Source organism: Streptomyces sp. NPDC002446 (assembly GCF_053595675.1).
The window spans coordinates 1-24,500 of record NZ_JBSFYC010000082.1 but is presented as its reverse complement, the minus strand read 5'-3'; the positions used below and the strand labels follow the sequence as shown (position 1 = coordinate 24,500).

The window sequence follows — 24,500 nt, the reverse complement described above, 5'->3', positions numbered from 1 at the left end:
GCTGACCGAGGGCACCGCCGCCGCGCCTCCCCCCGGACGCCCTAACGGCGCTTGCCCGCACCCTTCTTCGCGCTCCTCGCGCTCTTCGCGCTACTCCCGTTCTTCGCGCTGCTCGCGTTCTTCGCGGCCGGGTTGCCGGTGCGGGTGCTGCGGCGGCGCTCGTGGCGTTCGCGGGCCGCCGTGTACTCGGCGCGGTGCAGCCGCTCGCCGGGGGCCTCGACGAGGCTGCGGCAGAAGTAGGCGAGCAGGGAGCCGATGAAGCCGATCAGCATCAGGCTCTGCCCGGACGTGGCGGAGGGGGAGGGGGCGTCGCCCGCTCGCGAAGAGCCCGGGGAGCGTTCGGGGCGGCGTACGAAGCCGTCCCAGGTGCGGCGGAAGGCCAGGGCGCTGCAGACGGCGAAGCCGGCGACGACCAGGATGCCGACGAACGGGCCGACGGCGGCGATCTCCAGGCCCTGGAACGCGAAGCGCAGCACGACCGCGCCGGCCGCGGCGAGCGCGAGCGAGCCCGCCGCGACGCCGGCCCTGCGCAGGGCGTAGCCGCCGTCGTGGTGGACCCAGGTGGTGCCGAAGAACCGGATCTCCTCCGGCTCGGGGCCGTCGTGCTCCGGGCTCCGGGCGGGGGTCTGCTCGTCGCTCATGGCCTCGATTATCCCCGCGCGGGGCGGCCCGCCCCGGTGGCGGGCGGCGGCGGAGTCTGCGGGCGGTGCGGGTGCCCGGCTCTCAGCTGGTGCACTTCGGCGCGACCGGGCCGCTGCTGCCCGTTTTGACGTAGGCGTCGGAGACGAACTGGCCGGGGGCGATGTTGTCCCAGATGTCCGTGGTGCCGTACGGGCCGCTCACCCGCTGGCCGCGGCGCTGGCAGTTGATCTGGATCCAGGCGCCCTCCGCCAGCACCCGGACGACCGCGGCGGCGGTGCTGGGGCCCTTGCGGACCTTGAGGCGGTGGCCGGGCGCGACCTGGAAGGAGCGGCGGGCACTGGCCGCCAGGGCGGCCGGTGCGGCCCCGTCGGCGCCGCCCTCCGCGGCACCCGTGTCCGCGTCGTCGTCCAGGTTCCCCGCGATCGCGTCCAGGTCCCAGAAGCGATGCTCGTCCTGCGTCGTCATTTCGTGTTCCCCCGTTGGTGATTGGTGGTTGCCGTGATGGGTGATTGCCGTGCTGCCGTTATGTGCGGCGCTGCCTTTCGCCGCCGGCGGCAACGTTCGTTTTCGGACGTGCATCCGGCACGCTAGCAAGCCTCATTCATCTCGTACGTGTCATCGACTAGGCTCCGCGCGTCGCACCTGCGACCGAATTGCACAGGGTAGGACACGGGGGTGGAGCGATGCCGCCGCTGCGTGATTCCGGGGCCGGCCCGGAAGCGGAGCGTCCGGAATACGCCGGTCAATATCGCCTGGAGGCACGGCTCGGCTCCGGCGGTATGGGCGTGGTGCATGTGGCGCGCTCGTCCTCGGGGCTGCAACTCGCGGTCAAGGTCATTCACGCCGAATTCGCCCAGGACCCCGAGTTCCGGGGGCGGTTCCGGCAGGAGGTGGCGGCCGCGCGGCGGGTCAGCGGGGCCTTCACGGCACCCGTCGTGGACGCGGATCCGGATGCCGAACGCCCCTGGATGGCGACCCTGCACATTCCCGGCCCGACGCTTTCCGACCATGTGAAGCGGAACGGCCCGATGCCGCCCGCCGAGGTCCGCCGACTGGCTTCCGGTCTCGCCGAGGCGCTGCGCGACATCCACCGCGCCGGGGTGGTGCACCGCGACCTCAAACCGGGAAATGTGCTGCTGGCCCCCGACGGCCCGAAAGTGATCGATTTCGGTATCTCGCGGCCGTCGGACAGTGAAATGCGCACCGAGACCGGCAAGTTGATCGGTACGCCGCCGTTCATGGCGCCCGAGCAGTTCCAGCGGCCGCGCGAGGTGGGCCCGGCGGCGGATGTGTTCGCGCTGGGGTCGGTGCTGGTGCACGCGGCGACCGGCAGCGGCCCGTTCGACTCGGAGAGCCCGTACCTGGTGGCGTATCAGGTGGTGCACGACGAGGCGGATCTGGCGGGGGTGCCGGAGGAGCTGGCGCCGCTGATCGGCAGCTGCCTGGCGAAGGACCCGGCGGACCGGCCGACGCCGGGCGAGCTGATGGCGCTGCTGCACACCGAGCTGCACACCGAGCCGGCGCTCGACCTGCCGGCCGTCCCCGCGCGGCCGTACCTCACCGCGCAGCCGCCGGGCCCGCTGCCCGCGGGGGCGGCACCGGGCGCCCGGATCCCCGCCCAGCGGCAGCCGCCGGACGCCGCGGCGGCCCCCGCGCGCGCCGAGACCACCCATGTCCGCGCCCGCCCGGCCGGCCCGCAGGACGCCGCCGACCCGGGCACCGGCCCCGGTCCGGAGGCGGCCGGTGCCGGCGCGGGCACCGGCGCCCCGAAGGCCCGCCGGCGATGGCCGCTGTGGGCCGCCGCGGCGCTGCTGGTCGCCGGGGCCGCGGGGTTCGCGGGCGTACGGGCCCTGTCGTCCGGGGCGGCGGGCGGCGACCCGGCGCTGCAGACCCATCCGCGGGCCGCGGACGGCTTCCGCCCCTGGCACGCCGCGCTCGCCGAGCGGCCCGGCGGCCACCGCTCCGAGATGCCGTTCTGCACGGCCGGGCCGGACGCCGTCTACTGCGTCCAGTCCGGAGTGCGGGCCGCCCGCCTCGACGCCCGCACCGGGGCCCGGACGTGGCTGCGCACCGCCCCGGTCCACGCCACCACGGACTCCCCGCCGGCGGCGCCGGTGGTCTCCGGCGGCCTGCTGTACGTCTGGTCGCCCGACAACCGGAAGCTGGAGGCGCTGGACGCGTCGGCGCGGGGGAAGGGCGCGACCCGCTGGAGCCAGGACCTGTCCGGTTACGAGGGCGGGGCGGCGGTCCTCGGCGACCGCGTCCTGCTCGCCACCGGCGACGGCACGGTCACCGCCCTCGACAGCGCGACCCACCGGCAGCGCTGGCGCAAGCCCTTCGCCGGGATCACGGCGGCCACCCTCCGCGCCTTCGGCGACGCCCGTACCGCCTACGCCGTAGGTGCCGTCGACGGCACCAGCACCCCGGTCACCGCGATCGACCCCGAGGACGGCTCGGTGCGCTGGTCCCGGCGGCTGCCCGGCTCGCTCACACTGGCCGGCGCCGGCTCCTCGGGGGCGCTCTACTTCACCGCCGTCGACCCCCGGCGCCCCTACGTCACCACCGGCGTCGTCCGCTACGACCCGCACACCGGGCGCACCCGCCGCCTGCCGCTCGGCGCGCCGCTCGACGGCCCGGTGGCGGCCGTGGTGAGCGGCGAGACGGTCTACGTGCTGGCCGAGGGCGGCCGGCTGCAGGCCCTCGGGGAGCGCACCTGGGACACCGAGACCTCGGTCAGCCGGGGCTCGGCGCCCGTGGTGAGCGGCGGACGGCTGTACTTCACGGCGGCGGACGGGCGGCTGCTGGCCGTGGACACCCGCTCCGGTGCGCTGCTCGGGCAGACCAGGGCGCGGCTGGCGGCGAGCCGGCACAACGGTTTCCTGGAGACCCTGCCCGCCCCGGTGGCGGACGCGGGGCGGGGCCGGATCTATGCGGCCGCGCCGGACGGCACGGTCTTCGCGGCGGACACCGCGGACCCGTCCCGCTGGTAGGCCGCCGGGACCGGCCGTACAGCGGCCGTTCAGCGAAGGGCCCCGCCCGCCGGAAGCCGCGGCGCGCGGGGCCCTGTGGCCGCGGGGCTCAGCCCAGCTTGTTCACGTCGCGCACCGCGCCCTTGTCGGCGCTGGTCGCCATCGCCGCGTACGCCCGCAGCGCCGCCGAGACCTTGCGCTGGCGGGACTTGGGGGCGTAGACGCCGCCCAGGGCCTCACGGCGGGCGGCCAGCGTGGCGTCGTCGACGAGGAGCTCGATCGAGCGGCCGGGGATGTCGATGCGGATGCGGTCGCCGTCCTCGACGAGGGCGATGGTGCCGCCGGACGCCGCCTCGGGTGAGGCGTGGCCGATGGACAGGCCGGAGGTGCCGCCGGAGAACCGGCCGTCGGTGACCAGCGCGCAGGCCTTGCCCAGGCCGCGGCCCTTGAGGAACGACGTCGGGTAGAGCATCTCCTGCATGCCGGGTCCGCCCTTGGGGCCCTCGTAGCGGATGACGACGACGTCGCCCTCCTTGACCTGCTTGGCGAGGATCTTGTCGACGGCCTCCTCCTGCGACTCGCAGACCACGGCCGGGCCCTCGAAGGTCCAGATCGACTCGTCGACGCCGGCGGTCTTCACGACGCAGCCGTCCTCGGCGATGTTGCCCTTGAGGACGGCCAGTCCGCCGTCCTCGGAGTAGGCGTGCTCCACGGAGCGGATGCAGCCGCCCTCGGCGTCCACGTCGAGCGAATCCCAGCGCTCGGACTGCGAGAAGGCGGTCGCCGAGCGCTTGCAGCCGGGCGCGGCGTGCCACAGCTCGACGGCCTCCGCGGAGGGCGAACCCCCGCGCACGTCCCAGGTCTTGAGGTGGTCGGCGAGCGAGGCGGAGTGCACGGAGTGCACGTCCTCGTTGAGCAGTCCGCCGCGGTAGAGCTCGCCCAGGATGGCCGGGATGCCGCCGGCGCGGTGCACGTCCTCCATGTAGTACGTGCCGCCGGGCGCGACGTTCGGGGCGACCTTGGCCAGGCACGGGACGCGGCGGGAGACGGCGTCGATGTCCTTGAGGTCGTAGTCCAGCTCGGCCTCCTGGGCGGCGGCGAGCAGATGCAGGATGGTGTTCGTGGAGCCGCCCATGGCGATGTCGAGGGCCATGGCGTTCTCGAAGGCGGCCCGGGTGGCGATGTTGCGCGGCAGGACGGACTCGTCGCCGTCCTCGTAGTAGCGCTTGGTGATCTCCACGACCGTACGGCCGGCGTTCTCGTACAGCGCGCGGCGGGCGGTGTGGGTGGCGAGCACCGAGCCGTTGCCGGGCAGGGACAGCCCGATGGCCTCGGTCAGGCAGTTCATCGAGTTGGCGGTGAACATGCCGGAACACGAGCCGCAGGTCGGGCAGGCGTTCTCCTCGATGCGCAGCACGTCCTCGTCGGAGACGCTGTCGTTGACCGAGTCGACGATGGCGTTGATCAGGTCGAGCTTGCGGACCGTGCCGTCCACGAGGGTGGCCTGGCCGGCCTCCATCGGGCCGCCGGAGACGAAGACCACCGGGATGTTGAGCCGCATCGCGGCCATCAGCATGCCCGGAGTGATCTTGTCGCAGTTGGAGATGCAGATCAGCGCGTCGGCGCAGTGCGCCTCGACCATGTACTCGACCGAGTCGGCGATCAGGTCGCGGGAGGGCAGGGAGTACAGCATGCCGCCGTGCCCCATGGCGATGCCGTCGTCGACGGCGATCGTGTTGAACTCGCGGGGGACCGCGCCCGCGGCCCGGATGGCGTCGGAGACGATCCGGCCGACCGGGGCGAGGTGGGTGTGTCCGGGCACGAACTCGGTGAAGGAGTTGGCCACCGCGATGATCGGCTTGCCGATGTCCTCGCTCGCTACGCCCGAGGCCCGCATAAGGGCGCGGGCGCCCGCCATGTTGCGGCCATGGGTAACGGTGCGGGACCTCAGATCGGGCACGATGGTCACTCCCTCGGTTTTCGTCCGTACGACCGCCGGATCCGGCGGGGCCAGGGGCCTGGCGCCTGCCGGGCGGCGTCATAGAGCAGCTGAAGCCGAGGTTACGCTCTTGATCCAAGATCCGGACACTGACTCCGGTATGTGAGATGGCTGACCGGAGTGCGGACAGCGGGGCGGGCGCGGCGTGTTCCGCGGGGGCGGCGTACGGCGGGGGCGGCGCACGGCGGGCCCGGCGCTCACGGCGGGCCCGGCGCTCACGGCAGGCCCGGCGCTCACGGCTGCGTCAGATACCTCTGCAGCGTCGGCGCGACCATCGCGATGATCTCCTCCGGCTCCGCGGAGGCCACCGGATCCATCTTGATCACATAGCGCAGGAGCGCGATGCCGATGAGGTGACCGGCGGCCAGCTGCACCCGGAACTCGGGGTCGGGGACGTCGAGTTCCCCCGCGACCCGCTGCAGCATGCGGCGCTCGATGAGCCCGCGCAGCACCGCCGCCGCGGTGTCGTTGGTCAGCGCCGAGCGCATGATCGCCAGCAGCGGCGGCCGGCTGACCGGGTTCTCCCAGACCCCGAACATAAAGCGGGCCATCCGCTCGCCCACCTCGTCGGCGCCGCCGCCGGCGAGGGCGTCCGGCATGGTCAGCGCGGGCGCGAAGGACAGCTCGATGGCCGCCGCGAAGACCTGCTCCTTGGTGCCGAAGTAGTGGTGCACCAGGGCCGCGTCCACCCCGGCCGCCTTGGCGATCCCGCGCACCGAGGTCTTGTCGTAGCCGCGCTCGGCGAACTCCGTACGGGCCGCGGCCAGGATCCGGTCCCGGGCGCCGGGCCCGGTCCCGGCGGCGGCACGGGCCGGGCGCCCCCGGCGGCGGGCGGGCCGGCCGGACGTGCCGTCGTCGGGCTCGCTCACGAACCCGGCACCCGGGTCGGCGACGCCAGGTGCAGCCGGGTGAAGGCCAGCGCCTCGGCCAGGTCGGCCTCGCGTTCGGCGGCCGACATCGCGCGGCGGGTGTTGACCTCGACGACCACATGCCCGTCGAAGCCGGTGGCGGCCAGCCGCTCCAGCACCTGGGCGCAGGGCTGGCTGCCGCGGCCCGGCACCAGATGCTCGTCCTTGGCGGAGCCGTTGCCGTCGGCGAGGTGGACGTGCGCGAGCCGGTCGCCCATCCGCGCCACCATCTCCAGCGCGTCGTTGCGGGCGGTGGCGGTGTGCGACAGATCGACCGTGAAGTGCCGGTAGTCGTCGTTCGTGGGGTCCCAGTCCGGCGCGTACGCCAGCATCTCGCGGTCCCGGTAGCGCCACGGGTACATGTTCTCGACGGCGAACCGGACGTCGGTCTCGCCCTCCATGCGCCACACCCCGCGGACGAATTCCCGGGCGTAGCTGCGCTGCCAGCGGAACGGCGGGTGCACGACCACCGTCGAGGCACCCAGCTTCTCCGCGGCGTTCCGGGCGCGCTGCAGCTTGACCCACGGGTCGGTGGACCAGACCCGCTGGGTGATCAGCAGACACGGCGCGTGGACGGCCAGGACCGGTACGCCGTGGTAGTCGGAGAGCCGGCGCAGCGCCTCGATGTCCTGGCTGACCGGATCGGTCCACACCATGACCTCGACGCCGTCGTAGCCCAGGCGCGCGGCGATCTCGAAGGCCGTCGCCGTCGACTCCGGATACACCGAGGCCGTGGACAGCGCGACCTTCGCATCCGGGATGCGCACCACTGGCTCTGTCACGAGGGACAGCGTACGGGCCGCACCTGCGCCCAGGGCAGGAGGTGAGGCAGGCCACGGCCCCGCACCGCCACGGCCCTCCCCACTCCATGACAGCCCCGGGGCTGGTGGGACAAGGGCGACGCACGTGACACCAGGGACCACACGGACGTGACCAGTCTCACCTTCACCCCACCCCTACGGCAGATGATCCAGCCGCCGCAGAATGACGCCCTCGCGCAGCGCCCACGGGCAGATGTCCAGCGTCTCGACGCCGAACAGGTCCATCGCGGCCTCGGCGACCAGCGCCCCGGCGAGCAGCTGCCGCGACCGGCCCTCGGACACGCCGGGCAGCTCGGCGCGCTCCTTGACGGTCATCCCGGCCAGCCGCGGCACCCACTCCTCCAGCTTCTTGTGGGTCAGTTCACGCTGCACGTACAGCCCCTCGGCCGAGCGCGCCGCACCCGCGATCCGGGCCAGCTGCTTGAAGGTCTTGGACGTGCCGACGACCTGGTCAGGCGTCCCGTAGCGGCGGAATTCGCTGACCACCCGGGCGATCTCGGCCCGCACCCGGCGGCGCAGCGTGCGCACGTCCTCCGGGTCCGGCGGATCGCCCGGCAGGTGGTTCGCCGTCAGCCGGCCGGCACCCAGCGGCAACGACACCGCCACGTCCGGCTCCTCGTCGAGGCCGTACGCGATCTCCAGCGAGCCGCCGCCGATGTCCAGCACCAGCAGCCGGCCGGCGGACCAGCCCAGCCAGCGCCGGGCGGCGAGGAAGGTGAGCCGCGCCTCGTCCTCACCGGAGAGCACCTTCAGCTCGACACCGGTCTCCAGGGCGACCCGGCGCAGTACGGCGTCTCCGTTGGACGCCTCCCGGACCGCGGACGTGGCGAACGGCAGCACGCTCTCGACACCCTTGTCCTCGGCCACCTGCAGCGCCTCCTGGACGGTCGCCACCAGGCGCTCCACCCCGGCCTCGCTTATGGCACCGTCCTCGTCGAGGAGTTCGGCAAGGCGCAGCTCCGCCTTGTGCGAGTAGGCGGGCAGCGGGCGCGCGCCCGGGTGTGCATCCACCACCAGCAGATGGACCGTATTCGAACCCACATCGAGGACACCGAGTCTCATACGGGGAAACCTACTGCGCGGGCGGCGTGCTCCTCACGGCGCGGTCCGCACCCGCGGCCCGCCGCTCACCGGACTCGCGCAATGAGGGGATTCCGCAATTCCGCCACGCTGTGCGGACCCCCGTACGCTGGACCTGTGGCAAAGACGAAAAAGGCGAAGCACGAAAAAGCGCTGAAGAAGGAAGAAAAGCGGCGCGCCCAGGCGGCTGCGGGGGCGCAGTCACCGGCCGACGAGGTCGGCCTCGACTTCGCCCGCGCGTGGGTCACCTTCCCCGATCCGGCCGATGACGAGCAGATCTTCCGCTGCGACCTGACCTGGCTGACCTCCCGCTGGACCTGCATCTTCGGCAGCGGCTGCCAGGGCATCCAGGCCGGCCGCGCCGACGACGGCTGCTGCACGCTCGGCGCGCACTTCTCGGACGACGACGACGAGAAGCGGGTGGCCCAGCACGTGGCACGGCTCACGCCCGAGCTGTGGCAGTTCCACGACGTCGGCACCGAGACCGGCTGGGTCGAGGTGGACGACGACGGCGAGCGGCAGACCCGCCGCTGGCAGGGCTCGTGCATCTTCCAGAACCGCCCCGGCTTCGCGGCCGGCGCGGGCTGCTCGCTGCACATCCTCGCGCTGCGCGAGGGCCGCGAACCGCTGGAGACCAAGCCGGACGTCTGCTGGCAGCTGCCGGTCCGGCGTACGTACGAGTGGATCGACCGGCCGGACGACACCCAGGTGCTGCAGGTCACGATCGGCGAGTACGACCGCCGCGGCTGGGGCCCCGGCGGCCACGACCTGCACTGGTGGTGCACGTCCGCGACCTCGGCGCACGGCGCGGGCGAGCCGGTGTACGTCTCGTACAAGCCGGAGCTGACCGAGCTGATGGGCAAGAAGGGCTACGCCAAGCTCGCCGAGCTGTGCGAGGAGCGGCTGGCGGCGACGCTGCCGATGGCGCCGCATCCGGCGGATCCGAAGCCGGCCAAGCCGACGAAGACCGCGAAGCCCGAGAAGAACGAGAAGAGCCAGAAGAGCGAGACGAGCGAGAAGACGGCGAAGGGCGCTGAGTCGTAGAGCCGTGTGGGCTGAGGCGTAGAGCCGTGTGGAGGTCGTGGGCCTGCGGTCCGTGAACCTCAGGCCGTCTTCTGCTCGCTCACCGTGCCGGGCGCAGGGTGTTCGACGGCGTCGAGACCGGCGTGGGGTCGGCCGGCGCCGGGGTCGGGGTGGGAGCCGTGGGGGTGGGCGTGGGCGCCGGGTCCGTCGGGGTCGGTGTGGGCGTGGGCGCCGGGTCCGAGGGGGTCGGTGCCGGGTCGGTGGGCGTCGGGGTCTGCGTGCCGGGGGCCGGGTCGGTCGTACCGAAGCCTTCCATCGTGACGACGGTGCCGCCGGGCGCGATGGCGATGCGGGCCTGCCAGTGCCCCGCGGGCTCCCGGTCGTGGTCGACATAGACCGTGATCGTCGTGGACTGCCCCGGCCGCAGATAGCCCGCCGTATGGCTCATCTGCAGCCAGGCCGCGCCGGCCGAGGCCGCCCAGCGCACCGGCTCGCCGCCCGAGGCACTGATCGTGATGACCGTCGTGCCGCCGCTGGGCTGCGCGGCGACCGTCAGCCGGCCCGGGCCCTTCTGTGCCCGGCCGGCCCTGTTGCCCGGCCGCAGCGGGGTGCCGTCCGCGCCGACCACCTCGACGGACACATCGGGCATCCCGGCGCCGGGCCTGAAGGGCGCGGGCTTCGTCCGGGCGTTGCCGGCGTTCTCGTACGGGCGGCCGCCCAGCTGCGCGCCGCTCTCCGCGTCACTGGCCGTCACCGCGGGCGAGTCGTCCGCGGCCTCCTCGGTGGCGGGGGCGCCGCGGTAGGCCGCCCACAGGGCCAGCACCGGTGCCGCCACCACCGTGGCGACCACGGTGGTGGTCAGCGCCCGCGCGCGCAGCCTGCGGCGCCGGGCGGCCCGGTCCGTGGGGGCGCCGACGGGGAAGCCCTTGCGGTCGTAGCGAGGAGAACCGTTTGCCCCCCTCGCCCGGCCACCGCGTCCGGCGCCGGGCACGCCCTCCGCGCGCCCCGAACGGGAGCACCGGGCCGCCGCCAGCGCACCGAGCACGGCCTCCCGGGGCGCGCCGACCATCGGCAGCGTGCCCCGGGCCACCGGTGCGGTGCCGGGCCAGGCCCCCGGCACGGCGGCCCGCTCGGCGGTCCGGCGGCACTCGGCGCAGTCGTCGACATGGCGCACCAGCTCCCGGCTCAGCGCCGCGCCCAGCAGCATCTGGCTGTCGCCCGCCAGCCGCGCGACCTCCCGACATCGCCCGGACTCGACGACGGCCAGCGCCGCCCTGGTCCGTTCGACCTCGCAGGACGCGGTGGCCAGCAGCGCCCGGGTGGCGATCGGGTCGGCGCCGAGCACCGCTGCGGCCTCGTCGGCGGAGAGGTGGTGGCGCACCGACAGCTCCAGCGCCTCGCGCTGCTCGGGCGTCGTACCGGCGGCCTCCGGCCAGGCCAGCGCGGCCAGTTCCCGCTGCCGCCGCTCCGCGTCGCGGGCGGCCGCGCTCTCGGGTGCGGCGAGCGGATGGCCCTCGCCGACGGGGGCCGATGCGGCGTCCCGTGGGGTGTCCCGTGGGGTGTCCGGTGCGCCGCCCGGCTTCCCGGCCGGTTTCGCGCCCGGCTTGCTGCCCGACGGGGTGCCCGGCTTGGTCCCCGGCGTGATCCCCGACCTGGTGGCCGCTTGGGTGTCCGGCCTTCGGCCGGGCCCGGTCCGCTCGGCGAGCCGGCGCAGGCACGCCCAGCGGGCCAGGGCGTAGAGCCAGGACCGGTGCAGCGCCGGGTCGGCGGGGCGGCGGCCGTGGTGCCGCTCCGCGAGCGCGAGCATCTCGCCGAGCACCGCCGTCGCCGCGTCGTGTTCGCACAGCACGGACAGGCAGTAGGTGAACAGCCCGTCCAGATACGGCTCGTAGGCGTCGTCGAGGCCGCCCGGGCCGGACTGGCCACCCGGGCCGGACTGGCCGGACATGCCGGGTGCCTCGGGCCGCTCGGCGGACTGCGGCCGGCTCCGGCGCTGGGCGTCGCCGCGCGACCGGTGTGCGCCGGTGGAGTGCGTGGGGTGCTCGGGCCTGCTGCTCATCACCCCGGCGACGGTAGGGGGATGATGCAGCGGGGCCTGCTCGCCCGGCACACTTTTAACCCGTACGGGTGACCATCTCCCTCAAAAGGGGACAGGAATATGCCATTCCGGCGGGGTCGCACGCGGCGTGCGCCACCCTGTCGGCGCAACCGGCGGCGACGGACCGCGCCCCACGAGGCCTCAGCAGGCTCCGAAAGCTCCGAAGGCCCAGAGGGCTCAGAAAGCTCAGAAGGGCTTCACTCCCTGCCCCTGCCCCTGCCCCTGCAAAAGCCCGGCAGAGGACTCCGCACCGGCTCGGCCGAGGGCGTTGTCAGACCCCGCCGCTACGGTGACTCCATGGCAACGCGTAAAACGTCGGGCAAGGAGCGTCCCTCCTACCGCTGCACCGAATGCGGCTGGACCACAGCGAAGTGGCTCGGCCGCTGCCCCGAGTGCCAGGCATGGGGCACCGTCGAGGAGTTCGGCGGCACCCCCGCCGTGCGCACGACCGCGCCCGGCCGCGTCACGACGGCCGCGCTGCCCATCGGCCAGGTGGACGGCAGACAGGCCACCGCCCGCTCCACGGGCGTGGACGAGCTCGACCGGGTACTGGGCGGCGGGCTGGTCCCCGGCGCCGTGGTGCTGCTCGCCGGCGAGCCCGGCGTCGGCAAGTCCACCCTCCTGCTGGACGCCGCCGCCAAGTCCGCGTCCGAAGCCCACCGCACGCTCTATGTGACGGGCGAGGAGTCCGCGAGCCAGGTACGGCTGCGCGCCGACCGCATCGGCGCCATCGACGACCATCTGTATCTGGCGGCCGAAACCGACCTCTCCGCCGTCCTCGGCCACCTCGACACCGTCAAGCCCTCCCTGCTCGTCCTGGACTCGGTGCAGACCGTCGCCTCACCCGAGATCGAAGGCGCTCCGGGCGGGATGGCGCAGGTCCGCGAGGTGGCCGGCGCCCTGATCCGCGCCTCCAAGGAACGCGGCATGTCCACGCTCCTGGTGGGCCATGTCACCAAGGACGGCGCCATCGCCGGCCCCCGCCTCCTAGAACACCTCGTCGACGTCGTCCTGCACTTCGAAGGCGACCGGCACGCCCGCCTCCGCCTCGTGCGCGGCGTCAAGAACCGCTACGGCACCACCGACGAGGTCGGCTGCTTCGAGCTGCACGACGAGGGGATCACCGGCCTCGCCGACCCCTCCGGCCTCTTCCTGACCCGCCGCGCCGAACCGGTGCCCGGCACCTGCCTGACGGTCACGCTGGAGGGCCGCCGCCCCCTGGTCGCCGAGGTCCAGGCGCTGACCGTCGACTCCCAGATTCCCTCCCCCCGGCGTACGACCTCCGGACTGGAGACCTCCCGGGTCTCGATGATGCTCGCCGTCCTGGAGCAGCGCGGCCGGATCAGCGCCCTGGGCAAACGCGACATCTACAGCGCGACGGTCGGCGGAGTGAAGCTGACCGAGCCCGCCGCCGACCTCGCCGTCGCCCTCGCCCTCGCCAGCGCGGCCAGCGACACCCCCCTGCCCAAGAACCTGGTCGCCATCGGCGAGGTGGGCCTCGCCGGCGAGGTCAGACGGGTCACCGGCGTCCAGCGCCGGCTCTCCGAGGCGGCCCGGCTCGGCTTCACCCACGCCCTGGTCCCGTCCGACCCGGGCAAGATCCCCGACGGGATGCGGGTCCTGGAGGTCGCCGACGTCGGAGAGGCGCTGAGGGTGCTGCCCAAGCGGGTGCGCCGGGAGGCCCCACAGGAGGAGGGCGTACGCCGGTAGACTTTGCCCTGGTCTCGCCCGTCACCGCAGAATTGCCTGTCGGCCACGTACGCTCCGCTGGTACGTCAACCACAGCAAGGGCCGGGCGGCCTGCGGACCGACAGACCGTGTGACGGAGGAGTGCAGTGGCAGCCAACGACCGGGCATCGACTCCCGGCAGGTCCGGTGGGAACCCCGGCACCGAGAGCCTGATGCGCGCCTCGCTGAGCGCCGTCGCGCCCGGTACCGCACTGCGCGACGGCCTGGAGCGCATCCTCCGCGGCAATACCGGCGGACTGATCGTCCTCGGCTTCGACAAGACCGTCGAGTCCATGTGCACCGGCGGCTTCGTCCTGGACGTCGAGTTCACGGCCACCCGCCTGCGCGAGCTGTGCAAGCTCGACGGCGCCCTGGTCCTCGACAAGGACATCACCAAGATCCTGCGGGCCGGCGTCCAGCTCGTCCCCGACGCCTCCATCCCCACCGAGGAGACCGGCACCCGCCACCGCACGGCCCAGCGCGTCTCCATCCAGGCCGGCTTCCCCGTCGTCTCCGTCAGCCAGTCCATGCGCCTGATCGCCCTCTACGTGGACGGCGAACGCCGCGTCCTCGAAGAATCCGCCGCGATCCTCTCCCGCGCCAACCAGGCCCTGGCGACTCTGGAGCGCTACAAGCTCCGTCTCGACGAGGTGGCCGGCACCCTCTCCGCCCTGGAGATCGAGGACCTGGTCACCGTCCGCGATGTCACCGCGGTCGCCCAGCGCCTGGAGATGGTCCGCCGCATCGCCACCGAGATCGCCGAGTACGTCGTCGAGCTCGGCACGGACGGCCGGCTCCTCGCCCTCCAGCTCGAAGAGCTGATCGCGGGCGTGGAGCCCGAGCGCGAGCTGGTCGTACGCGACTACGTCCCCGAGCCCACCGCCAAGCGCTCCCGCACGGTCGCCGAGGCACTCTCCGAGCTCGACTCGCTCACCCACACCGAGCTGCTCGAACTCCCCATCGTGGCCCGCGCGCTGGGCTACAGCGGCGCCCCCGAAACGCTGGACTCGGCGGTCTTCCCGCGCGGCTTCCGCCTGCTGGCGAAGGTCCCCCGCCTCCCCGGCACGGTCATCGACCGCCTCGTCGACCACTTCGGCGGCCTGCAGAAGCTGCTCGCGGCCAGCGTCGACGACCTCCAGACGGTCGACGGCGTGGGCGAGGCCCGCGCCCGCTCGGTACGCGAGGGCCTGTCGCGACTGGCGGAGTCTTCGATCTTGGAGAGGTACGTCTGAGGGCGGTGCGACGCGGAGCGGCGTGGCGTGGAGCGGGCTGGCGCGGAGCCGCGTGACGCGGGTCGGTGTGACGTGGAGCGGTGCGCCTAGGCCGGTGTGTCCCGGGCGCGTCCCGGGCGGCGGCGCGTCCCGGAGGGGGACGAGCGGCGGGAATACCGCCCGCCCCCGCTCCGTTGTGGCCCCGCAGGGGGCCCTCGCATCCCCTACGGGATCTGTTCCCCCGCCCCCTAGGGCCGGGCCCGGCCCCACCCCGACGCCTACCGCAGCAGCGCCGCCGCCTCCTTCTCCTCCGCCAGCCCCACCACCGGCCGGTCCGGACGCTGCGGCGCCGTCCCGCCGATGGAGCGCAGCCAGGACCAGGTATCCGCCACCGTCTCGCTCACGGGGCGGCAACGCAGCCCCGCCGCCAGCGCCTTGGCGACATCCGCCCCGTAGAACGCATCCCGCAGCTCACCGGGCGCCAGCCACACCGGCAGCTCGATCCACGGCTCGATACCGGCGGCGAGCACGTCCTCCGGCTCGGTCCAGCGCAGCTCCGCATCCGAGCCGGTGACCTTCACACAGCTCTCCAGCAGCTCGCCCATGGTGGCGTGCCCGATCTCACTCAGCAGGTTGTACGCGCCCCCGCGCCCGGCCTCCAGCGCGTCCAGCGTCCACTCGGCCAGGTCACGGACATCGACGTACTGAAGCGCCATGTCACGCGGCCCCGGCGCCAGGACCGTTCCACCGCGGGCGATGCGGCCCAGCCACCACGGCAGCCGCCCGATGTTCTCGTACGGCCCGATGATCAGGCCCGCGCGGACCAGCAGCGCCCGGTCCCCGAAGGCGTCGAGCGCGGCCAGTTCACCGCCCCGCTTGGCCTCCGCGTAGTCGTCGGCGTCCGTCGCGTCGGCGGACGCGTCCACCAGCGGGCCGTCCTCGTCGAGGCCGTACGCGGCCGGGTACGCGTACACCGACCGGCTGGATATGTACGCGTAGGTCCCGGCCCGTCCGGCCAGCAGCCGCGCCGTGTCCCGTACGGCCGCGGGTGCGCCGCTCCAGGTATCGACGACGGCGTCCCACTCGCCGCCCTCCAGGGCCGCGAGGCCCGCCGCGTCCGACCGGTCGCCGTGCAGCGCGGTCACGCCCTGCGGCGGCGCGTGGGTCCCACGATGGAAGACCGTCACCTGCCAACCCCGCGCCAGCGCCGCCTCGGTGACCGCGCGGCCCACGAACTCCGTTCCACCCAGCATCAGTAGCTTCATGTCGGCGACTGTGCCGGACGGCCGCGGGCGGGGCCAGCGCCGCACGCTCTCAGCGGAATCGCCGAGAGCGATCATCCGGACGTTCGCCCCTCGGCTCAGCCCCCGCCCCCCGCCCCCCGCTCAGCCCTCGGCCCGGACGGCGCAAACGCGGAACGCCAACCCCGGGCGGGGGAGGCGCAATCGGACGTCAGCCCTCGGCGAGGAACGCGCAGGCGCGAACGTCAGACCTGGCCGAGGAAGACCCAACCGCGGACGTCAGTCCTTGCCGATAGTCCTTGTCGAAAGTCCTTATCGAAGGCGCAACCGCGGACGTCAGTCCTTGTCCAGGACGAATGACGTACGCGCCGTCTTCAGTCCCGGAACCTCGGCCTCGATCAGATACTTGCCGGCCGGCACCGTGGCCGAACTCGGCGTCGCGCACCGCGGGCCACTGGCGCGGCGGTCCCACGCGATGGTGCGCTTCACGGAGCCCTCGGCCGGCACCTGCAGCAGTGCGGGGGCGGTGCCCGACGGGCAGTCGTTCGAGGCCCATACCGGGTCGTCGCCCGCGGTGTCGGTGATGGTGACCACCGCGGCCTTCTGGCCGAGGTCCACCTTGCAGGCCGCGTCGGCGGTGTTCTTGACCGTCAGCTCGAACGTCGGCCGCTTGCCCGGGGAGTAGGAGCCCTTGACGCTGTGCAGGGTCAACTCCACCTCTGGGGAAGTGCAGTTGGGGAGCGACGAACCGGCCGGTACCGCACTTCCGGAGCCCTGACCGATCGGACCACTCCCGGAACCCGAACCGGAACCACCCGAACCGCCGGAGCCGCCACCGGAACCACCACTGCCGCCCGAAGCACCCGAACCGCCGCCGGCACCGGAGTCCGATCCCGACTCGACGCCGGCGCCCGACTCGTCGCGCCCGCCCGGCTTCTGAGTGATCGCCGGGCCGGTGGAGGAGGGCCCGGGGGTGATGGACGTCGCGGGCCCCCTGCCGTGCGAACCGCCCTTGCCCTCTTCGCCGTTCGCGCCGCCGTCCCCGCCCATGTTGAGGACCCAGACGACCAGAACGGTGAGCAGTACGACGATGGCCAGCGCAACGGCCCTCCGCCGCCAGTAGATGGAGGAGGGAAGCGGCCCGATCGGATTGCGCAGTGATCCCACGCGGAAACTCTACGAGAGATCGGTAGCCGCACCGGCCACTACCCGCCGCATCCGGCTGCAACTTTTCCCATGATCGGCCCGGAGCGGGCTTCGCGGCCGCGTTTACCGCCGTAACGGGCCTGATGCCCCGTTAGGCGGGGTCTGCTCCCCTCCGGCCTCACTTTCGCCAGTTGCACCCCCTGACGTTCGTCAGATGTGGCGCGGCCGGCTCGGTCCGTACCGTCAGTGATCATGAACAGCACGGATCTCTATCGCGACGTCACCGACCTGGCGCATGACGCGCCCAACTGGCTCCGCACCCTGGCCGACATCGGCACCGAGGGCGGGCTGATCCTCCTGATGGCGGTGGCGGCCCTGGGGTGGTGGCGGGCCCGCAGCGGCTCGGGCCGGAGCGTCGCGCTCGCGCTGCTGGTGCCGGTGGTCACCGCCGTCGCGTATCTGGTGAGCGAGGTCGTCAAGAGCGCGGTGGACGAGGAGCGCCCGTGCCGCGCGGTGGCGGGGGCGGCCGCCTCGATCATCCCCTGCCCGCCGGTGGGCGACTGGTCCTTCCCCAGCAACCACTCGACGATCGCGGCAGCACTGGCCGTCGGCATCACCATCGCCTGGCGGGCCGCCGCCTGGGCAGCCCTGCCGGTCGCGCTGCTGACCGGTTTCTCCCGGGTGTTCGTCGGCGTCCACTACCCGCACGACGTGGCGGCCGGCCTCGCCCTGGGCGCGGCGGTGGCGGCACTCGGCGCGGCCATACTCAGCCGCCCGGCAACCACCCTGGTGCTGCGCATGCGCGCGGGGCGGTGGCGGGTCTTGGTCGAGGCGTAGGTCCTGCCTGCCCTTACGGGGCCTTCCTGGTCGAGGCGTAGTTCCTGCCCACCCTTACGGCGCCTTCCTGGTCGAGGCCGCAGGCCCTGCGCGCCCTTACGGGGCCTTCCTGATCGGGGCGTAGGCCCTGCCTGCCCTTACGGGACCTCGGGACGCTGCCACTCCTCCTTGTGGCCGAAGCCCTGGCCGTTGTCGATGAGCCGCAGCCAGTCGGGGCGCAGCTCCCACAGGGTGGTGCGCTCCAGGGCGGCGCGGAGTCGGTCGCTTCCCGCGACGAAGGGGAAGCGCTCGGTGTACGTATGCCAGGCGGTCGCCCGATCGGCGCCGGCCAGGGCGCGGCAGCGGCCGCGGCCCTGAAGGCCCGTCAGACCGCTCCACTCCTGGCCGTCCCGCTGCGCGGTGAACGCGACCCGGGCGCCGGGCTCCGCGAGGGCCCGGCCGTGCCGGGTCGTGGTCGCGGTGACGAAGTAGAGCGCGGGCCCGACCGCGTCGGCCGCGTACAGCACCGCGCAGGCCTGTGGCCCGTCCTCGTCCACGTACGCCAGCGTCATCGTCGTATGCGCGGCGAGCGCCCGCAGGATCGCCGGCGGGCAGGCCGCCGCACCGGCGTCCGCCGCGCTGCTCGCACCCGCCGCCTTGGCCGCGGCTTCTCCACCGCGCCCATCACTCCCACCACTCCCGCCGCTCCCACCGCTCATTTCGTGCCTCCGCTGTCCGTTCTCCGTCGCGACTCCGCCGTGACTCCGTGGCGCCGCGTATCCGTGGCGTCTCCGTGGCGCTGCGTCTCCGTGGCGCCGTGTCTGCAGTTCTCCGCTGCGCCCGCGCCCTTTGCTCGCTTGCTCGCTTGCTCGCTTGCTGCCTCCATTATTCAAGCAACGATTACGGAGAGTAATCAGTTCCCGCGGATTGTAGTCAGCCAGTTGCCTGTCTGGGGCGTGACGGGTCGGGGGCAGGGGCAGGGGCAGGCTGGGCGCCGCTCCCGCCCCCAGCCCCACAGCCCCGATGCTGGCCATCTCCCCAGCCCCGCGCCTTGTGGCGGAGCCCCGTGTCCATGCGACGGAGCCCCGTTTCCCCACATGACGGGGCCTTGTACCCACTGTTATCCGTGGCCGGCCGCCGGGCTGCCCTCGCACCCGTGCGTACCGGCGGTAGCCGCCACCCGTGCGTATGTTGTCGTCCTGCGTGCGGGTGGGCGTGCGGCGGGGCGGGCCCGGTGCGTTTCCCGGGGGTGCGTGGACGTGCCAGGATCGGCGGTGCCATGACTTCGACGCCTGTCACCTCCACTGCCACGACCGCCGCCGCCGAGACCGCTTCCGCCGCCGCCCCGGCCGCGGGGGCCGCAGACGGGACCGCGCTGCACGCCCCGGTCACCGACTGGTTCGACGAGCACGCCCGCGATCTGCCCTGGCGCCGCCCCGAGGCGGGCGCCTGGGGTGTGATGGTGAGCGAGTTCATGCTGCAGCAGACCCCGGTCAGCAGAGTGCTGCCGGTGTACGAGCAGTGGCTGGCCCGCTGGCCGCGCCCCGCCGACCTGGCCGCCGAGGCGCCGGGTGAGGCGGTCCGGGCCTGGGGCCGGCTCGGCTATCCGCGGCGCGCGCTGCGCCTGCACGCCGCCGCGTCCGCCATACAGGAGCGGCACGGCGGTGACGTGCCGCGCGAGCACGGCCAGTTGCTGGCGCTGCCCGGCGTCGGCGAGTACACCGCCGCGGCTGTGGCGTCCTTCGCGTACGGGCAGCGGCACGCGGTGCTGGACACCAATGTGCGCCGGGTGTTCGCCCGCGCGGTCGCCGGCCGGCAGTACCCGCCGAACGCCACCACCGCCGCGGAGCGCAAGCTCGCCCGCCAGCTGCTGCCCGCGGACGAGCGGCTGGCGGCGCGCTGGGCCGCGGCCACGATGGAGCTGGGTGCGCTGCTGTGCACGGCGCGTACGCCGGAGTGCCACCGCTGCCCGATCGCCGCGCAGTGTGCGTGGCGGCTGGCCGGTTCGCCGGCACATGACGGCCCGCCGCGCCGCACACAGACGTACGCGGGTACCGACCGGCAGGTGCGCGGCAAGCTGCTCGCCGTACTGCGGGAGGCGGTGGCGCCGGTGCCGCAGCAGGTTCTGGACGCGGTGTGGGACGAGCCGGTGCAGCGGGCCCGGGCGCTGGACGGTCTGGTGTCGGACGGCCTGGTGGAGCCGCTGGGCGGCGGCCGCTACCGGCTGCCGCTGTCGTAGCAAAGGCTGTCCCGGCGGCTGCTGCCGGCTGCCGCTGTCGTAGCGAGGGCTGTTCCGGCGGCTGCTGCCGGCTCTCGCTGCCTGTCGCTCCGTTTGCTACGGGCTCCATTTGCCGCGGCTCCGTTCACCGCGAGCCCCGTTCGCCGCGGGCTCCCGTTCACCGCGGTCCCCTCGTCTGGGCGGCCGTCAGCGCTGCAGCCGGATCGCTGTTGCCGTAACGCGCGCCCGTCTGCTGCCCCGGCCCCGGCGCCGCCGACGGACGTCGTAGCCCGTTCGGACGTCGTAGCCCGGCTGTCACACACGGAACGACACGCACGGAACGACACGCACGGAACGGCAGGCACGGAACGGCACGCACGACAGGTCACGCACAGCAAGGCACGCACAGCAAGGCACACAGAGCGGCAAATACAGGGGCCGCCCGTACGCACGACGGAGGCCCGGCAGTCGCCGCAGGGCCGCTGCGGCTGCCGCACGGCGCGGCCCTGACTTCCCGTCAGCCGCTCCTGCCGTCGACCGCGCCTCCCGTCAGTCGCCCTCCCGTCAGCCGCGCCCCCGTCAGCCGAGTCTCTCGTCAGCCGCGCCCGCCATCGGCCGCGCCTCCCGTCCGCCACAACCCCACGCCAGCCACACCCCCACCCCAGCCGCCCCGCTGGCTGAAAGCCGCCTCGATTTGGCTGGAAGAGGGCCGTCCCCCGGCCCGACTTCCGCGTCCGCCGGGCTCATAGGCCTTCTGGTGGGGCGGTTGTCCACCCGGAGTATGACCCGCTCAGGCCTGCCGTCCGTCCGAGGTATGAGCCCCGGCGGGCTGTTACACAACCGAGGGTTTTCCGTGCACTCGCTGTGGGGCCGACGCACATTACGCCGCAACACCCCCTCCGTAGCGTCTTCCCCGTGCTGGAGAGATGACCACCAGCGCGGACAACGTGGGGAATCGCAAGCGGATCGGAGGCGTCGGAATGGCGACCAGCGGCGGCAAGGTACTGGACTTCGAAGAGTACGTTCGTACGCGGCAGGAGGCCCTGCTGCGCAGCGCCCGGCGTCTGGTGCCCGACCCGGTCGACGCCCAGGATCTGCTGCAGACGGCGCTGGTCCGCACGTATGGCCGCTGGGACGGCATCGCGGACAAGTCGCTGGCCGACGCCTACCTGCGCCGCGTCATGATCAACACCCGGACGGAGTGGTGGCGGGCGCGCAAGCTGGAGGAGGTGCCCACCGAGCAGCTTCCGGACGCGAGCGTGGACGACGGCTCCGAGCAGCGCGCCGACCGTGCCCTGCTGATGGACATCCTCGGGGTGCTCGCTCCCAAGCAGCGCAGCGTCGTCGTGCTGCGGCACTGGGAGCAGATGAGCACGGAGGAGACCGCGGCCGCGCTCGGTATGTCGACGGGTACGGTCAAGAGCACGCTGCACCGTGCGCTGGCCCGGCTGCGGCAGGAGCTGCAGATGCGGGACATCGACGCGCGGATGCTGGAGCGCGGCGAGCAGGAGCGGGAGCGGTGCGCGGCCTGACCGGCGGTCCACTGCGTCCGGTGCGGAGCGGGACGGCGAACAGCGCGGCATTACGTGTGGCGGCGGGGACTGAGACGGCGGTCACGCCCTCCGGCGCCGTATGGTTGACGGCTCCACGCGCGACAATCACATCAGGAACAGCAGCGGGAGCGGCGGCTGTGCGAGCGGCGCGGTGAGCGGGAGCGGATTGTCCAGGAACAGGTTGACCAGGATCGGGTTGACCAGAGGCGGCGCGGCCACGGCAGGTGTGGCCGCCGTCGGCTTTTTGCTGGCGGGGTGCAATCCGGGGGGCGAGGGGGTCCGCACTGAGGGTGCGGCCAGTCATAAGCCCGCGCCCAGGGGTGGCGCGGTGAGCAGTGCGCCCAGCCCGACGTCGTCCGCCGGGTTCGAGAAGGTCGACGCGGTGCAGCTGCTGAGGAGCGACCCGAAGGTCGGCGCGGATGTGAAGAAGTCCCTGTACAAGCCGTGTGCGGCCGATGAGTACCCGGTCGAGGTGACGTATGCGTCGCTGACCGGCGGCAAGGCTCCCGATGTCATCGTCAACGTCATGACCTGCGCGGATTCGGTGGGGATCGGTTCTTACGTCTATCGCAGGCACGGTGGCGCGAAGGGCGGGTATGACAACGTGTATGCCAATGAGCAGCCGTCGGTCTCCGCGGGCGTCAACAAGGGTGAGCTGGAGATCTCCAAGCAGACCTACAGCACCGGCGACAAGGTGTGCTGTCCCTCCGGGGAGGATGTGCTGACGTTCCGCTGGGCGGACGACCGTTTCACCGAGTACGCCCGGTATCACACTGATTACAGCAAGATGACCGCCGACGGCCCTGAGCCGGCCGGCGACACCACATCGGAGGGTTGAGAGAACCGCATGGCCGAGACCCATGTGCTCTTCGTCGAGGACGACGACGTGATCCGTGAGGCGACTCAGCTGGCGCTGGAGCGGGACGGTTTCGTGGTCACCGCGATGCCGGACGGGCTCGCGGGCCTGGAGGCGTTCCGTGCCAACCGTCCCGATATCGCGCTGCTCGATGTGATGGTGCCGGGCCTGGACGGCGTCAGTCTGTGCCGCCGGATCCGCGATGAGTCGACGGTTCCGGTGATCATGCTGTCGGCGCGTGCCGACTCCATCGATGTGGTGCTGGGCCTGGAGGCGGGGGCGGACGACTACGTCACCAAGCCTTTTGACGGTGCGGTGCTGGTGGCCCGGATCCGCGCCGTGCTGCGCCGTTTCGGTCACGCCAGTGGCCCGGAGGGCGCGCGGCCCGCCGCGGTGGACGAGGAGGAGCCGGCGGGGGCGGTGCTGCGGTTCGGTGATCTGGAGGTCGACACGGAGGGCATGGAGGTGCGCAAGGGCGGCGTGAATGTCGCGCTGACGCCCACCGAGATGCGGCTGCTGCTGGAGTTCTCCAATGCGCCGGGTACGGTCCTGTCGCGCGACCGGCTGCTGGAGCGGGTGTGGGATTACGGCTGGGGTGGTGACACCCGGGTGGTGGATGTGCACGTCCAGCGGCTGCGCGGCAAGATCGGCCAGGACCGGATCGAGACGGTCCGCGGTTTCGGTTACAAGCTGAGAGGCTGACTCCTCCGGTGGTCAGGCTGGCCCTGCGGACGGGTCTGAGGTGGAAGCTCAGCGCCGCGATCGCGCTCGTCGGAGCGTTGGTCGCGATCGCGCTGAGCTTTGTCGTGCACAACGCGGCCCGTCATTCCATGCTCGACAACAGCCGGGATGTGCAGGTCGAGCGGCTCAACTTCACGCAGAAGATCTTCGAGTCGACGAACCGGCTGCAGTTCGGCGCGAAGATCGACGATCCGGCGTTGCCGCCGGCGCTGCGGGCGGAGGTGGCCAAGAACAAGCGGGCCACGTATCTGCAGGACACCGGGGAGACCGCGCCGGAGGTGTGGGCGGCCTCGCCGCTGAGCAATGGCCGGGTGCTGTCGGTGCACGACCGGTTCCCGGACCGTTTCGCCGTTCTGGACGATCTGGACCGGGCGCTGATCATCGGGTCGACGGCGGTCGTGGTCGGGGGTTGTGCGCTGGGTGTCCTGGTGGGCGGGCGGCTCTCCAAGCGGCTGCGCAAGGCGGCCGCGGCGGCGGGCAAGCTGGCCGACGGTGACACCTCGGTCCGTATCCGGGACGAGGTCGGCGGCGGCCGGGTGCACGACGAGACCGATGATCTTGCCTGGGCCGTGGATGCGATGTCGGACGCGCTGCAGGAGCGTATCGAGGCCGAGCGGCGGGTGACCGCGGATATCGCGCATGAGCTGCGTACGCCGGTCACGGGTCTGCTGACGGCGGCGGAGCTGCTGCCGCCGGGCCGCCCTTCGGAGCTCGTACGGGACCGGGCGCAGGCGCTGCGCACGCTCGTCGAGGATGTCCTGGAGGTGGCGCGGCTGGACGGTTACGCGGAGCGGGCCGAGCTGCAGGACGTCGCGCTCGGTGAGTTCGTCGTCCGGCGGGTGCGGGCGCTGGACCCGGACATCACCGTCGATGTCGTACGGGACGCGGAGGTCACGACCGATCCGCGGCGTCTGGAGCGGATTCTGGGGAATCTGATCGCCAATGCCGCCCGGCACGGCAAGCCGCCGATCGAGGTGACCGTCGAGGGCCGGGTGCTGCGGGTGCGTGACCACGGCGGTGGTTTCCCCGAGGCGCTGCTGCGTGAGGGGCCGAGCCGTTTCCGCACCGGCAGCAGCGACCGGGCGGGCCGGGGTCATGGCCTGGGCCTGACGATCGCGGCGGGTCAGGCGCGGGTGCTGGGGGCCCGTCTGACGTTCCGCAATGCGGATGAGGTCACGGACGGTTCGACCGGCGCGGTCTCCGTGCTGTGGCTGCCGGAGAACGCGCCGACCAGTACGGGGAGCTTTCCGGTCATTCAGTTGCCGGATCGCTAGTCCGCCTTCCGCTGCGCTTGGCTGCCCGCCTTTTCGGCTGGCCCGCCGTGGGGGTTTCGCTGGGTTCGCCTGCGGCGGGCTGATTGCCGCTGCGCGGGGCTGTTCGGGTGCCGGTGACGGTCCTCCGGGGCAGGGTGTCCGGACTGCTTCGCTTTACGTCCCACACCCCTACCCCT

20 protein-coding genes are annotated in these 24,500 nt (G+C 73.1%); 10 read left to right on the top strand and 10 right to left on the bottom strand.

Features of this window, described 5'->3' with window-relative positions; genetic code table 11:
- Window positions 1–41: 41 nt before the first annotated feature.
- Window positions 42–641: a hypothetical protein gene (locus ACWD6P_RS31865; RefSeq protein ID WP_451447658.1), complete on the bottom strand. Its 600-nt coding sequence runs from the start codon at window positions 639–641 to the stop codon at window positions 42–44.
- 82 nt (window positions 642–723) lie between these two features.
- Entirely contained in the window at window positions 724–1,107 is a 384-nt protein-coding gene (locus tag ACWD6P_RS31860; protein ID WP_451447657.1) for a peptidase, read from the bottom strand.
- Window positions 1,108–1,325: 218 nt separating this feature from the next.
- Here ACWD6P_RS31860 and ACWD6P_RS31855 point away from each other — a divergent pair, with 218 nt between their 5' ends.
- Window positions 1,326–3,632 carry a protein kinase domain-containing protein gene (locus ACWD6P_RS31855; protein ID WP_451447656.1) on the top strand — a complete coding sequence of 769 codons (2,307 nt, stop codon included), beginning with the start codon at window positions 1,326–1,328 and terminating at the stop codon, window positions 3,630–3,632.
- 88 nt (window positions 3,633–3,720) lie between these two features.
- Here the strand turns inward: ACWD6P_RS31855 and ilvD are convergent, their stop codons facing one another.
- The 4 genes from ilvD to ACWD6P_RS31835 form a co-directional block, all read right to left on the bottom strand.
- Window positions 3,721–5,571, bottom strand: coding sequence for a dihydroxy-acid dehydratase (gene ilvD, locus ACWD6P_RS31850; RefSeq protein ID WP_451447655.1), 1,851 nt, complete (start codon window positions 5,569–5,571; stop codon window positions 3,721–3,723).
- Between the two features lie 272 nt (window positions 5,572–5,843).
- Window positions 5,844–6,479, bottom strand: a complete 636-nt coding sequence (locus ACWD6P_RS31845) for a TetR/AcrR family transcriptional regulator (protein ID WP_451447654.1) — start codon at window positions 6,477–6,479, stop codon at window positions 5,844–5,846.
- Complete coding sequence (locus ACWD6P_RS31840; protein WP_451447653.1) at window positions 6,476–7,300, bottom strand: sugar phosphate isomerase/epimerase family protein; 825 nt, start codon at window positions 7,298–7,300, stop codon at window positions 6,476–6,478. The genes ACWD6P_RS31845 and ACWD6P_RS31840 overlap by 4 nt, the downstream gene beginning before the upstream one ends.
- A gap of 174 nt (window positions 7,301–7,474) precedes the next feature.
- Window positions 7,475–8,401, bottom strand: a complete 927-nt coding sequence (locus ACWD6P_RS31835) for a Ppx/GppA phosphatase family protein (protein ID WP_451447652.1) — start codon at window positions 8,399–8,401, stop codon at window positions 7,475–7,477.
- A 135-nt stretch (window positions 8,402–8,536) separates the two neighbouring features.
- Between ACWD6P_RS31835 and ACWD6P_RS31830 the strand changes: the two genes are divergently transcribed.
- The gene (locus ACWD6P_RS31830) at window positions 8,537–9,463 is read left to right on the top strand and encodes a hypothetical protein (RefSeq protein WP_451447651.1); all 927 of its coding nucleotides are present in this window, start codon (window positions 8,537–8,539) and stop codon (window positions 9,461–9,463) included.
- A gap of 79 nt (window positions 9,464–9,542) precedes the next feature.
- On the opposite strand, the gene ACWD6P_RS31825 is transcribed toward ACWD6P_RS31830, so the two are convergent.
- Window positions 9,543–11,501 (bottom strand): BACON domain-containing protein, encoded by a 1,959-nt coding sequence (locus ACWD6P_RS31825; RefSeq protein WP_451447650.1) that lies wholly within the window; start codon window positions 11,499–11,501, stop codon window positions 9,543–9,545.
- A 336-nt stretch (window positions 11,502–11,837) separates the two neighbouring features.
- Here ACWD6P_RS31825 and radA point away from each other — a divergent pair, with 336 nt between their 5' ends.
- Both radA and disA read left to right on the top strand, forming a co-directional pair.
- Window positions 11,838–13,250, top strand: a complete 1,413-nt coding sequence (gene radA, locus ACWD6P_RS31820) for a DNA repair protein RadA (RefSeq protein ID WP_451447649.1) — start codon at window positions 11,838–11,840, stop codon at window positions 13,248–13,250.
- A gap of 125 nt (window positions 13,251–13,375) precedes the next feature.
- A complete protein-coding gene (gene disA / locus ACWD6P_RS31815) occupies window positions 13,376–14,500 on the top strand; it encodes a DNA integrity scanning diadenylate cyclase DisA (RefSeq protein ID WP_451447648.1) in 1,125 nt (374 codons plus the stop codon).
- Window positions 14,501–14,757: 257 nt separating this feature from the next.
- On the opposite strand, the gene ACWD6P_RS31810 is transcribed toward disA, so the two are convergent.
- Together ACWD6P_RS31810 and ACWD6P_RS31805 are read right to left on the bottom strand one after the other, a co-directional pair.
- Window positions 14,758–15,744 carry an NAD-dependent epimerase/dehydratase family protein gene (locus ACWD6P_RS31810; RefSeq protein ID WP_451447647.1) on the bottom strand — a complete coding sequence of 329 codons (987 nt, stop codon included), beginning with the start codon at window positions 15,742–15,744 and terminating at the stop codon, window positions 14,758–14,760.
- 312 nt (window positions 15,745–16,056) lie between these two features.
- Entirely contained in the window at window positions 16,057–16,887 is an 831-nt protein-coding gene (locus ACWD6P_RS31805) for a hypothetical protein (RefSeq protein ID WP_451447646.1), read from the bottom strand.
- 231 nt (window positions 16,888–17,118) lie between these two features.
- Here ACWD6P_RS31805 and ACWD6P_RS31800 point away from each other — a divergent pair, with 231 nt between their 5' ends.
- Window positions 17,119–17,703, top strand: coding sequence for a phosphatase PAP2 family protein (locus ACWD6P_RS31800; protein ID WP_451447645.1), 585 nt, complete (start codon window positions 17,119–17,121; stop codon window positions 17,701–17,703).
- A gap of 137 nt (window positions 17,704–17,840) precedes the next feature.
- Here ACWD6P_RS31800 and ACWD6P_RS31795 read toward each other — a convergent pair whose 3' ends face one another.
- A complete protein-coding gene (locus tag ACWD6P_RS31795) occupies window positions 17,841–18,401 on the bottom strand; it encodes a pyridoxamine 5'-phosphate oxidase family protein (protein WP_451447644.1) in 561 nt (186 codons plus the stop codon).
- A 560-nt stretch (window positions 18,402–18,961) separates the two neighbouring features.
- On the opposite strand from ACWD6P_RS31795, the gene ACWD6P_RS31790 reads away from it, so the two are divergent.
- The 5 genes from ACWD6P_RS31790 (at window position 18,962) to cseC (ending at window position 24,324) form a co-directional block, all read left to right on the top strand.
- Window positions 18,962–19,921, top strand: a complete 960-nt coding sequence (locus ACWD6P_RS31790; RefSeq protein ID WP_451447643.1) for an A/G-specific adenine glycosylase — start codon at window positions 18,962–18,964, stop codon at window positions 19,919–19,921.
- A 959-nt stretch (window positions 19,922–20,880) separates the two neighbouring features.
- On the top strand, window positions 20,881–21,432 hold the full coding sequence (locus ACWD6P_RS31785) for a SigE family RNA polymerase sigma factor (protein WP_451447668.1): 552 nt from the start codon (window positions 20,881–20,883) through the stop codon (window positions 21,430–21,432).
- Between the two features lie 349 nt (window positions 21,433–21,781).
- On the top strand, window positions 21,782–22,291 hold the full coding sequence (locus ACWD6P_RS31780) for a hypothetical protein (protein ID WP_451447642.1): 510 nt from the start codon (window positions 21,782–21,784) through the stop codon (window positions 22,289–22,291).
- Window positions 22,292–22,300: 9 nt separating this feature from the next.
- Window positions 22,301–23,011: a two-component system response regulator CseB gene (cseB, locus tag ACWD6P_RS31775; protein WP_451447641.1), complete on the top strand. Its 711-nt coding sequence runs from the start codon at window positions 22,301–22,303 to the stop codon at window positions 23,009–23,011.
- Window positions 23,012–23,019: 8 nt separating this feature from the next.
- Window positions 23,020–24,324, top strand: coding sequence for a two-component system sensor histidine kinase CseC (cseC, locus tag ACWD6P_RS31770; protein WP_451447640.1), 1,305 nt, complete (start codon window positions 23,020–23,022; stop codon window positions 24,322–24,324).
- Window positions 24,325–24,500: the final 176 nt, after the last annotated feature.